Here is a 10,623-nt window from a genome sequence, read left to right as displayed (position 1 = left end):
GCGTTCTTTTAAATTTACAAAAACACCTAAAAAAATGAAAGGTTTTCTCTGCCTTTATCAATTTCCTTTACAACAGAGAAAAAGCCAATTTTCCTACTCCAAAGCAATAAGCGAAAAAATAGGATTAAAAAACTTAAAATACATATTTGTGTAAAATATACAAAATAAATAAATTTGTTTAACCAATAAATCAATTACTTATGTTTACAGCTATTTTAAGCGGACACTTAACCGCAGATGCAACAATGACAATTTATGGAGAGAATGCAGCGTTAAATTTTACTCTAGCAGTAAATTTTAACACTGGAAAAAAAGATGGTAACGGAAATTATATTGATGAAACTATTTTTTACCAGTGTACCAAATGGCAGAAAGGTACAGATGAACCGAAAATTTTGGAACACCTTAAAAAAGGGAAAAAGATTATTGTGGAAGCTAATAAAATAACAGCTTACCATAATAATAAAGATGGTACAGATTATGTTAATATGTCTGTACAGGTAGTGAAGATAGAATTATGTTAAAATAAATAAAAGGGCGGTTTATCGCCGTCCTTTTTTTAACTTTGTGAAAAAATAAAAATTATGAATACATCATCTATAATTACAGCAGAAATAAAAACTTCGGATATTCCCTTGTTAGAGGAAATATTAAAAAAATTCAAAGCAAAATCTATAAAAGTGGAGGAAAAAGACCCTACAAAGATGACAAAAAAAGAGTTCTATGCTAAAATAAATAATGGTTTAACGGAATATAAAAACGGAAAATCAAAGGAGTTTAAAACTTTTAAAGAGTTCCAAAATTATATTTCCAAATGAGTAGTTATAATATAGTTTTAACGGAACAGGCGGAAAAAGACTTAAATAATTTGAGGAAATCAGAGCCTACAGCTTACAAAAAAGCAATATCTTTAATTGAAGATATTTCAATAACACCGACAACAGGAATAGGAAAGCCTGAACCGTTGAAAGGTAATAAAACAGGGTTATATTCTCGGAGAATATCAAAAAAACATAGACTTATCTATAAAGTTGAAGATGAGAAAATTATTGTGATTATTATCTCCGCATACGGTCATTATGATGATAAATAAAGCCACCCCTAGGGGTGGTTTTTTTGTGCGATAAAAAAAGGCTATTCCTACGGCTCAATTTTCATATATCCCCAAAAATTGAGCCATAGGAAAGAGTTTATAAAACAGATAATAGCCTACCAATCCCCTTGCAATTCCCCACCATTGGATAGTCTATTATCAAGTCCGCTTTGTCATAATTTTTGACCAAAAATTACGCCAAAGCTTTAGCCCCTCCAAATATACTTGGTTCTTTTCCAATGCTTTGCCCTTACTTAAAAGAACCAGGTATATTCCCCTCCTTTTTTGGAAAACCAATATAACTTACTCCAGCTGCTTTCGTTCCTCCAGCTGCTGGAGTAAGTTATATCCGTTTTCTCGCCCTAGCTTAATGGATCTAGTTATTTGCCCTACCCTTAGCCCTTTCTAAATAACTGATCCATTTCCTACCCTAAGGACAAATTTATTTTGTGGCCGTCTTTCCTTACCGATGCCCTAGCGATACAGCCTCAAAATAAATTTGATTTTTTTTTTTAGGTTGTAAGGACATTGAGAAAGGCAGAAACCTTAAATCATTTTTTTAAGCATTTCCGTAAATTAAAGAACCTTGCCCCCCTTTTCACTTCGTGTGTGAGTTTTTTGCTTTTCTGTTGCAAAGGGAAAAATTGTTGTAAGAACAAAAAAATAAAATAAGGTTTCTACACTCGGACAAATCCACGCCCTGTAAGGGATAAAACTATCTTCATTGGACTTTTTTCGTTTAGTTTTTTTATCCCTTACAAGGCTTGTTTTGTTGCCGAGCAGACACTCCTAATTTTATTTCTAGCTTCCATTTCATTGCAGTTTTATTCTTCCAAAAATTTTTGTCGTCAGTTGGCATAGAAAAGCCGAAACCTCACACACGAAGCAAAAAGCGTAGCGTTCTTTTAAATTTACAAAAACACCTAAAAAAATGAAAGGTTTTCTCTGCCTTTATCAATTTCCTTTACAACAGAGAAAAAGCCAATTTTCCTACTCCAAAGCAATAAGCGAAAGAATAGGATTAAAAAAATAAATTACTTAAAATACATATTTGTGTAAAATATACAAAATAAATAAATTTGTTTAACAATTAAAAACGAACTGTAATGAGAAAATTTAAAATCAACAATGAAAATCATACGAACTTGACATCTAATGTTGAATTTGAACTCCTGCCATATTGGTTTAGAGAGGCTAAAACCACCGATGCGGTCGTTTCAATGAAAAGAGACGACTTTATTTGGCACAATGGCATATGGCACAATGGCATATGGAATTCAGGGACTTGGGAAAATGGAGAATGGAAGCGTGGGGAATGGCATTTTGGATACTGGGAAAAAGGAATATGGTGGAGTGGGTGGTGGAATGATGGATACTGGTATGATGGACTTTGGTATGAAGGATACTGGAGGGACGGAAAATGGAAAAAAGGCACTTGGAAAACAGGGACTTGGAGAGATGGATTTTGGTATTCAGGCACTTGGGAAAAAGGGACTTGGGAAAGTGGAGTTTGGGAAAGTGGGGTTTGGGAAAGAGGAAAATGGAAAAAAGGGACTTGGAAAGACGGTCTTTGGCGAAACGGAATATGGTATGAGGGAGACTGGTGGGACGGAACTTGGTATGAGGGAAAATGGAAAGACGGTCTTTGGCGAAACGGATTGTGGAAAAGTGGATTTTGGTATTCAGGCACTTGGGAAGATGGAACTATAGAGGACATTTATAAAAATGTTGGATTTTCCAAGTGGAAAATTTTTTACAGCCAAAAAACTATCAAAATAGGTTGTTACGAAAAAACCACCGAAGATTGGGAGGATTGGTTTGCGGGAGAAGAAATCTACGAAACCAAAAGAGGCACTAAAGAATTTGACTTGATATACAAGTCATTTATGAAAGCCAAATTCTGCCAAGAAATTGACTTTTCTTGAAAAAGTAGAATTAAAAAAATAAAACACTTAAAAACATATTTGTGTAAAATAAGTAAAATATGTAAATTTGTTTAACATTTTAAAAATAATCAAAATGAAAGATTTAGATTTATCGAACCTAAGAGCAGAACAAATAGCAGAGTGGTTATTAAATAATAAAAAAGCAACAGCAATTCAGCTGAGTGCTGAAAAAACCACCGATGATGATAGTGGATTTACCCATATACTTGTTTATAAAGATAAGTATATGGAAATAATCTACTCCTATCTTAAGATAGAAGAAGATGATATAATCCAAAACTTCACTATTTACTCAAAATGGTGGGGAAGTATAAAAAAATCATCAATCCAGCTCGAAACATTTTCTGGAGATATATTTAAGGGGAAATCAGATGAAATTTTATGTGGTACTTTCAGTTTGAGAGATGTTAAAACATACACCTCAAAAACAAACCCCAAAATTCACAACACTAACAAAGCTGTTCGTGTGGAAATCAAAGATTTTCCTTCTTTGGTTCTTTATTGTCAGAAAAAGTATGGGGCTTCGCCATCATACAAATTGGTGGAAGTTATATCATTAAGCCCAAATAGTTGGGTGAAAATAGAAATAACAATGCCTGATGGGCAAACTTATCTCTATGAAGGAATTTCAAAAAAAGAAGCAGCAAATAATTTTGCTGTTAATTATAGTAAAATGAATAACTTCGGAACGTTATTCACTAGAAAAGCCACCTCATAAAAGAGGTGGCAACTATGGAGGCTTTCTGCTCATTGTGGCAGGAGTGCCTTTTACTTTACCACCTTACAAAGGTAATAAATTTTACTTATATAAAAAGTAAAATTGCATAAAATACTTACTAAATATGGATTTATCAATTTCACTATTGAGAAAATATGTAGAGGAAGTCTTAAAAGATAAAGAAATAAAAGGGGACTATCCAATGGTTAGTGTTTCTCAAACTAACTTTGGAACTTCGTTTTATATCCAAAATCAAAATGAGAAAATACGAATAAGTGACCATTCTGTTTCCAATGCTGATAGAATATTTGGAGAACATCACTTTTCTTTAAAAAATTTTTCTGCGGAAGAATTAAAACAAACGATAAAAGAACTATTTTCAGAGGATTATTTTGATATAGGATTTTGGAACGGTTTAAATTTCGTTAATTTTAAAAAAAAAGATTTAAAATTTCAAAAAAAGAATTGGGTATCTTGTAAGGTTTTTTTTAGAGAAGTAACTGAGGAGGCTATTTCTATATCAGATATAGATATAAAGAAATATGAAATTTTACAAATGGGAAGATTGACAAAAAAAAAGGATAAAGTTTTTTGTAAAATTTTAAAAACCAAATGTCGCTTCGGTGCAATGAATATTGCTACAGGAGAGGTGCTGTGTACCAATTTCTATGTAGCAGAAAATTCAAATATAGACAATGAAATTTGTCTAATATAAAAAAATAAAATAAGCGACCTAACCTATTAAGTCGCCTATTTTGAAAAGCAATTCACTAAATTAACATTACCATTATGTGGTAAGTTGGTACAAAAATAAAAAATAAATATGAAAGTAATATCAATATTAACTCAAAAAGGAGGGGTAGGTAAAACTACGACCTCTATCCATTTAGGTGCTTCTTTTGCCGAAATGGGTAAAAAGGTACTTTTAATAGATTTTGACAGTCAAAAAAACTTATCACAAGGATACAAAATTGCAGATGAGTATCCATATACCATTAAAAATGTTTTACTCGGAGAGGGGAATTTCAGAATGACCCAAAGAGGGGAGAACATTTTTATAATAGCTGGAGATGATGACTTAGAAGAATATTTAAATAAATATAAAAAAAATCTTTTAAAAGAAAGATTGGAGATTATCAATAATACTTTCAACTTCGACTATTGCATTATAGATTGCCCTCCTAGACCTTTAATGGGTAATCTTACTTTAGGAGAAATGGCTTTATTAGCTTCGGACTATGTTATATGTCCCATTTTGTCCGAAGAATACAGTATCAATGGAATAAAAAAGCTATTCCCTTCAATTATAAAAATAACAAAAGAAAATCCAAAACTAAAGTTTCTAGGTTTCTTTTTTAACCAAGTTCTTACGAACACGAGGGGCTTTAAGGATTATATGGCAAAAGCTAAAGAAGAGTCTGCAGATTACTTCTTTAAAACATTTATACGACAAGACATCAATATTGAAAATGCGAAAAAACAGGGAAAAACCATTTTTGAAATTTCGCCTAAAAGTAGGGCGAGTATAGATTTCAAAAATTTAGTAAAAGAAATAATGAATAAAATAGGTTAAGAAATGGAAGTATTTGGAACTAATATATTTGAAAATGCACAGGATAAGGTAGAAAAAAAAATAAAATTATGCCTCACTTTCTATGAAAAAGATTTTTATGACTTTGTAAAATTTAGAAATTACAAAGTGGTAAATGAAAAAAATATAAAATATACCTTTGCAGATGTTTGGGAGGTGGGAATTAACCTACTAGCCCAAAATTATGCGTCCGAAGGAATAACCTTTGGGCATAAAATTTTTAAAATGAAAAGAGGTGTTAAAAATGCTTCAAAAAAAGTTTTTAAAAGAAGTTCTGTTGATTTAGACCCCAGTCTATATCAAATGACTTATGATGTTTTATATCACATCATATATACAAAACAAAATGTAGATTTCACTATCGGAGAATTGATAGAACTGGTAGTAAAATCTTTAAAAAAAGAATACCCACAAGCCTACGAAAAAAACAACTAACAATGGCAACAAAGTTACAAAGATATGAGGCAGTGGTAAAGTTATCTACTGGGCATATTGTGCAATATCACAATATCAATACAGGGCTGTATAAATTTCACCAATTTTTGAACGAGAAATTTAGTTCAAATCAAAAATGGATATTCTACACAGTCCGCAGAAAAGAAACGAAAGAAATTTTGGGTACTTATTATAATTCCATAGAGGACAAGTATATTGATGCTATGAAAGTTTTTGTTCCAAGTATAGAAAGTTCTAAAGGAACAGGGATAGTAATTACCTTACCTTTTTCAAGAAATAACTTTACTATAACTAGAAATTTATTCATAGCAAATGGGCAGGTTTTAGAGCGAAATAACGACTTTGTTTTAATTTCCGAGTGGTTATATCATAAAATGATAAAAGAAGCGAAAAAAGCCCTTTATGAGTATTATTTGAATGCAGGGCATCAAATAACCTCTAATGAAATTGAATTAGAGGACGAAAGTATGGAAATTGAAAAAACTAAATTTCTGAAAAAAGGAAGACAAGGAACTTTTCCTAGTTTAAACTTTCCATAAAAAAGCCCCACACCCCAAAGAGGTGCAGAGCTTAGGATAAATATAGATTTATCTTCTTTGCGACCCAAAGATACAAAATTTCACATAAAAAATGCAATAATAATATGGAAAAAAAGATAAAAAAAGTATATAAAGAAATAAAACCATCTGAAATTGTTAGGCTTAGCAATAATTTTGTAGATGAATTTCTATTTGATAAAGGGATTGAAATTCCAATCAATGCTCTGAGGATTATATTTAATATAGCTTCAATGTTAAGAAACGAGCAATTCCAAGCAGATAAAGCTCCAACACAATTAAAATTGTTTGAAGATACTTTTTCATCTGAACATAATACTTATGCTCAAATGAAAATAAAAAACAGCCTTATATCTTCAAATGGGTATCATGTCAAAAAGGCGTATGAATTTTTAGAAAATTTCAAAAAAGATTGGTACAAATTTACTACTTCTGACGGAAGAAAAATAAGTGCTTATGGGGGGCTAATTAGTAATGTTTTTAATGAAGAAAAAGGATACACTCACTTTCTTATATCTAGCTATTGGGTTGAAAAATTGGTACACATACCAAGTTACAACGAAACCCTTTACAATCTTGTATATAAAATAAAGAGTAACAAACATATCATCTTTTGGTTTTGGTTAGCAAAAGTTGAGAATACGGGGACTAAAATCAGCAGAGATTTAATAAACAAACGATATTCTTTAAATTATTCTAACTGCAAAAACCTTTGCAAAGACTTTTTAAAACCTATAAAAACAAACTTCGATAAATATTCTCCTCTTTCGTTTAATTACTCCATAGAGGGCGATAATATTATAATAAAACCTTATTCTCTTAAAAACATAAAAAATCAAGAAGATTTAAGTTTGGAGACGGTGGAAAAAATAAAAAATAAATATACAGTGAGATATTTTAGAGACCGTCACAAGTTAAATAACGACGAAATCAAGGGAATAAAACATATCATTGAGCAAAATAATATTGAGAGTATTATTTTGAGCGATGCTTATAAGGAATTTATAAAATATTGTAGAGCCAATAAAATAAAGGCTACTCAATATACAGGAACTGGGTTTAAAGAAACCTACCAAAAATTTATAGAAATGGAATATTTAAAGACAAGTATAGGCAAAAAATTTCCGCACGGCTTCCCAAGAATATAATCGTATTCACACCACCCCTAGGGGTGGTTTTTTTGTGCGATAAAAAAAGGCTATTCCTACGGCTCAATTTTCATATATCCCCAAAAATTGAGCCATAGGAAAGAGTTTATAAAACAGATAATAGCCTACCAATCCCCTTGCAATTCCCCACCATTGGATAGTCTATTATCAAGTCCGCTTTGTCATAATTTTTGACCAAAAATTACGCCAAAGCTTTAGCCCCTCCAAATATACTTGGTTCTTTTCCAATGCTTTGCCCTTACTTAAAAGAACCAGGTATATTCCCCTCCTTTTTTGGAAAACCAATATAACTTACTCCAGCTGCTTTCGTTCCTCCAGCTGCTGGAGTAAGTTATATCCGTTTTCTCGCCCTAGCTTAATGGATCTAGTTATTTGCCCTACCCTTAGCCCTTTCTAAATAACTGATCCATTTCCTACCCTAAGGACAAATTTATTTTGTGGCCGTCTTTCCTTACCGATGCCCTAGCGATACAGCCTCAAAATAAATTTGATTTTTTTTTTAGGTTGTAAGGACATTGAGAAAGGCAGAAACCTTAAATCATTTTTTTAAGCATTTCCGTAAATTAAAGAACCTTGCCCCCCTTTTCACTTCGTGTGTGAGTTTTTTGCTTTTCTGTTGCAAAGGGAAAAATTGTTGTAAGAACAAAAAAATAAAATAAGGTTTCTACACTCGGACAAATCCACGCCCTGTAAGGGATAAAACTATCTTCATTGGACTTTTTTCGTTTAGTTTTTTTTATCCCTTACAGGGCTTGTTTTGTTGCCGAGCAGACACTCCTAATTTTATTTCTAGCTTCCATTTCATTGCAGTTTTATTCTTCCAAAAATTTTTGTCGTCAGTTGGCATAGAAAAGCCGAAACCTCACACACGAAGCAAAAAGCGTAGCGTTCTTTTAAATTTACAAAAACACCTAAAAAAATGAAAGGTTTTCTCTGCCTTTATCAATTTCCTTTACAACAGAGAAAAAGCCAATTTTCCTACTCCAAAGCAATAAGCGAAAGAATAGGATTAAAAAACTTAAAATACATATTTGTGTAAAATAAGTAAATAAGACTATGAAAAAAACAAAAAAATATATTAAGAAACTTAAAAAAAGTGTTACTGAAAACTCTGCTTTGTACATAGGGTTTTATAATTCAGTTATTAGTGAAATACCACCCTATGCCCTTTTAGAAGCTATTAGATGCATTAAAAATTTTAATATTGAAAATATTGGAGATACAGAGCTTTTGAATATACTTGTTACAGAGGCGGTAAAAAACACCTCTTATCAAGACTTTAAAAAAATAAGCAAATATTTTTTTTAGCATAAAAAACATATTTAAGTAAAATAAGTAAATAAAATTATGGAAAAAAAACAGGACAAGTTCATAGAAAAGATTTTAGAAAATATTTCAAAAGTTAAAATAAGTGAGTGGGAAAACTATGTAAAAGAAGCTCCTACTAATTTATTTACTGGTAAAAATTATAAGGGCTTTAATATTTTAGCTTTATATTTAGATACTTTGATAAATGATTTTTCAAGTTCAAAGTATGCTACATTTAACAGTATTTCAAAAGCAGGAGGTAAACTTAAAAAGGGGGCTAAAGGGTGCATAATTGAATTTTTTAATGTTAGTTTTAGAGATAAAGAAACTAATAAAATTGTACCTAATGAGAAGGTTAAAAATTTATCCAAAGAAGATTTAGATAAATTAAAACATATAGTAACTGTTAAAAATTATACGGTTTTCAATTCTCATTGGATTGAAAATATAGAAGAAATAAATTTATCTGTAAATGATTTAACAGAGCAGGAAGATGAAGAAATACACAGTAGTGAGGAATTTATTTCTAAATTAAAACAAAAAGGTTTAAACCTTAAATATTCAATAAGTCCAGTAGCTTTTTATAATCCTATTTTAGACTATATAAATATACCTAAAAAGGAATTATTTATTTCAAAATCAAAATATTACTCTACTATTTTTCACGAAATAATACACTGGACTGGGCATAAGAGCAGATTAAATAGAATAGGAATTGAAGAAAATTCAAAAGAAAAATATTCCTTTGAGGAACTGGTTGCGGAACAGGGTGCAATGCTTTTATGTTTCCAATTTGGAATTAAAGGAGAATTTGTAAACTCATTAAGATATTTAAAAGGGTGGCTAAAATATAATACAGAAGCACCTAGTAAAGTTCTTAGAAAGGCTTTCTCTGAAAGCAAAAAAGCAAAAAAATATTTAGAAAACATTTAATATTTATTAAAAAAATTATGAATAATACTAGATTAGTTATTGCAGGAGCTGTTTTTTATGATTTACTAGAAGATAGAATAGCTATCCCAAATATTACAGGAGAGTTTGTAATAACTGAATGTAATACATTTTACAAAAAAGAGGATTATATAAAATTTTACGGAAAAACAAGGTTTAAAAAAAATAAAGATAATTTCATTGAAAAAGAGGGAGAAAAATATTATTCTTCAGAAGATATAGAAATTATCCCCAATATTAACTTAAAATTATTATCTGATTTAACTACTTTGTGTTACTCAGCCTAACCTCCTTTTATGGGTAGTTTAAAAAACATATAAAACATATTTAAGTAAAATAAGTAAATAAAAATATGGACAGAAATATTGAAATAGAAACCGCAGAAAAAAAATTTAATACAATATATATTGAGTTGGATAGGCTTATTACGAAAGCCTATTCAATAATTGATTTAATCCCTCAAAAAGGAGATAAAACAAACAAATGTCAAAAAATAACATTGCTTAGTTCATTGAAAGACTTTGAACACGCATTAAGTGGATTATGCGTTGAAGATTTTATTTAAAATACATATTTGTGTAAAATAAGTAAAAACCAAAAACAATGGAAGACAACAGAATACATCAAAATGGAAAAGTTATTTTAAAGGGAGATAAAACAAGTATAAAAGTAATTTTTAAAAATTTAACTATGCAAAATTTTGCAGGGCAAGAGTACAAAGATTATATCCAGTATATTGCAACAAAGCAAATGGGATTTAAAATAGGAGAAATTGAGCTTTATATAGATAATCAGTTTGTAGAAAAAGGAATTATCCACCACCCCTAGGGGTGT

The 10,623-nt window shown here is 30.5% G+C and carries 14 protein-coding genes and 1 pseudogene; all 15 read left to right on the top strand.

Annotated features, from left to right (window positions below):
* Positions 1 to 200 precede the first annotated feature (200 nt).
* The 15 genes and pseudogenes from D1003_RS10670 to D1003_RS10600 all read left to right on the top strand — a co-directional run bounded on the left by D1003_RS10670 (position 201) and on the right by D1003_RS10600 (position 10,617).
* On the top strand, positions 201 to 524 hold the full coding sequence (locus tag D1003_RS10670) for a single-stranded DNA-binding protein (protein WP_260393405.1): 324 nt from the start codon (positions 201 to 203) through the stop codon (positions 522 to 524).
* Positions 525 to 584: 60 nt separating this feature from the next.
* Complete coding sequence (locus tag D1003_RS10665; protein ID WP_153936982.1) at positions 585 to 818, top strand: hypothetical protein; 234 nt, start codon at positions 585 to 587, stop codon at positions 816 to 818.
* Complete coding sequence (locus D1003_RS10660; protein ID WP_153936981.1) at positions 815 to 1,093, top strand: Txe/YoeB family addiction module toxin; 279 nt, start codon at positions 815 to 817, stop codon at positions 1,091 to 1,093. Before D1003_RS10665 ends, D1003_RS10660 begins: the two co-directional genes overlap by 4 nt.
* Before the next feature lie 1,106 nt (positions 1,094 to 2,199).
* Positions 2,200 to 3,018 carry a hypothetical protein gene (locus D1003_RS10655; protein ID WP_153936980.1) on the top strand — a complete coding sequence of 273 codons (819 nt, stop codon included), beginning with the start codon at positions 2,200 to 2,202 and terminating at the stop codon, positions 3,016 to 3,018.
* A gap of 94 nt (positions 3,019 to 3,112) precedes the next feature.
* Positions 3,113 to 3,454 (top strand): annotated as a pseudogene (locus tag D1003_RS10650) (hypothetical protein); the annotation flags it as partial.
* Positions 3,455 to 3,881: 427 nt separating this feature from the next.
* A complete protein-coding gene (locus tag D1003_RS10645) occupies positions 3,882 to 4,472 on the top strand; it encodes a hypothetical protein (protein ID WP_153936979.1) in 591 nt (196 codons plus the stop codon).
* A 108-nt stretch (positions 4,473 to 4,580) separates the two neighbouring features.
* Complete coding sequence (locus tag D1003_RS10640; protein ID WP_153936978.1) at positions 4,581 to 5,330, top strand: ParA family protein; 750 nt, start codon at positions 4,581 to 4,583, stop codon at positions 5,328 to 5,330.
* A gap of 3 nt (positions 5,331 to 5,333) precedes the next feature.
* A complete protein-coding gene (locus tag D1003_RS10635; protein WP_153936977.1) occupies positions 5,334 to 5,783 on the top strand; it encodes a hypothetical protein in 450 nt (149 codons plus the stop codon).
* Positions 5,784 to 5,785: 2 nt separating this feature from the next.
* On the top strand, positions 5,786 to 6,343 hold the full coding sequence (locus D1003_RS10630) for a hypothetical protein (RefSeq protein WP_153936976.1): 558 nt from the start codon (positions 5,786 to 5,788) through the stop codon (positions 6,341 to 6,343).
* Between the two features lie 104 nt (positions 6,344 to 6,447).
* Complete coding sequence (locus D1003_RS10625) at positions 6,448 to 7,509, top strand: hypothetical protein (RefSeq protein WP_153936975.1); 1,062 nt, start codon at positions 6,448 to 6,450, stop codon at positions 7,507 to 7,509.
* A gap of 1,077 nt (positions 7,510 to 8,586) precedes the next feature.
* Complete coding sequence (locus tag D1003_RS10620) at positions 8,587 to 8,838, top strand: hypothetical protein (RefSeq protein WP_153936974.1); 252 nt, start codon at positions 8,587 to 8,589, stop codon at positions 8,836 to 8,838.
* Between the two features lie 39 nt (positions 8,839 to 8,877).
* Positions 8,878 to 9,771: a zincin-like metallopeptidase domain-containing protein gene (locus tag D1003_RS10615; protein ID WP_153936973.1), complete on the top strand. Its 894-nt coding sequence runs from the start codon at positions 8,878 to 8,880 to the stop codon at positions 9,769 to 9,771.
* Between the two features lie 17 nt (positions 9,772 to 9,788).
* Entirely contained in the window at positions 9,789 to 10,076 is a 288-nt protein-coding gene (locus tag D1003_RS10610) for a hypothetical protein (RefSeq protein ID WP_153936972.1), read from the top strand.
* A gap of 65 nt (positions 10,077 to 10,141) precedes the next feature.
* Entirely contained in the window at positions 10,142 to 10,354 is a 213-nt protein-coding gene (locus D1003_RS10605; RefSeq protein ID WP_153936971.1) for a hypothetical protein, read from the top strand.
* Positions 10,355 to 10,392: 38 nt separating this feature from the next.
* Entirely contained in the window at positions 10,393 to 10,617 is a 225-nt protein-coding gene (locus D1003_RS10600) for a hypothetical protein (RefSeq protein ID WP_153936970.1), read from the top strand.
* Positions 10,618 to 10,623 lie beyond the last annotated feature (6 nt).

It is taken from the genome of Riemerella anatipestifer (genome assembly GCF_009663465.1).
GTDB classification, from domain to species: domain Bacteria; phylum Bacteroidota; class Bacteroidia; order Flavobacteriales; family Weeksellaceae; genus Riemerella; species Riemerella anatipestifer_C.
This window is presented reverse-complemented; position numbering and strand designations above follow the sequence as displayed.

Excerpts from the sequence above, each read along its gene's own strand:
- D1003_RS10670 (WP_260393405.1), top strand. The coding sequence starts at position 201 with ATGTTTACAGCTATTTTAAGCGGACACTTAACCGCAGATGCAACAATG.
- D1003_RS10665 (WP_153936982.1), top strand. The coding sequence starts at position 585 with ATGAATACATCATCTATAATTACAGCAGAAATAAAAACTTCGGATATT.
- D1003_RS10660 (WP_153936981.1), top strand. The coding sequence starts at position 815 with ATGAGTAGTTATAATATAGTTTTAACGGAACAGGCGGAAAAAGACTTA.
- D1003_RS10655 (WP_153936980.1), top strand. The coding sequence starts at position 2,200 with ATGAGAAAATTTAAAATCAACAATGAAAATCATACGAACTTGACATCT.
- D1003_RS10645 (WP_153936979.1), top strand. The coding sequence starts at position 3,882 with ATGGATTTATCAATTTCACTATTGAGAAAATATGTAGAGGAAGTCTTA.
- D1003_RS10640 (WP_153936978.1), top strand. The coding sequence starts at position 4,581 with ATGAAAGTAATATCAATATTAACTCAAAAAGGAGGGGTAGGTAAAACT.
- D1003_RS10635 (WP_153936977.1), top strand. The coding sequence starts at position 5,334 with ATGGAAGTATTTGGAACTAATATATTTGAAAATGCACAGGATAAGGTA.
- D1003_RS10630 (WP_153936976.1), top strand. The coding sequence starts at position 5,786 with ATGGCAACAAAGTTACAAAGATATGAGGCAGTGGTAAAGTTATCTACT.
- D1003_RS10625 (WP_153936975.1), top strand. The coding sequence starts at position 6,448 with ATGGAAAAAAAGATAAAAAAAGTATATAAAGAAATAAAACCATCTGAA.
- D1003_RS10620 (WP_153936974.1), top strand. The coding sequence starts at position 8,587 with ATGAAAAAAACAAAAAAATATATTAAGAAACTTAAAAAAAGTGTTACT.
- D1003_RS10615 (WP_153936973.1), top strand. The coding sequence starts at position 8,878 with ATGGAAAAAAAACAGGACAAGTTCATAGAAAAGATTTTAGAAAATATT.
- D1003_RS10610 (WP_153936972.1), top strand. The coding sequence starts at position 9,789 with ATGAATAATACTAGATTAGTTATTGCAGGAGCTGTTTTTTATGATTTA.
- D1003_RS10605 (WP_153936971.1), top strand. The coding sequence starts at position 10,142 with ATGGACAGAAATATTGAAATAGAAACCGCAGAAAAAAAATTTAATACA.
- D1003_RS10600 (WP_153936970.1), top strand. The coding sequence starts at position 10,393 with ATGGAAGACAACAGAATACATCAAAATGGAAAAGTTATTTTAAAGGGA.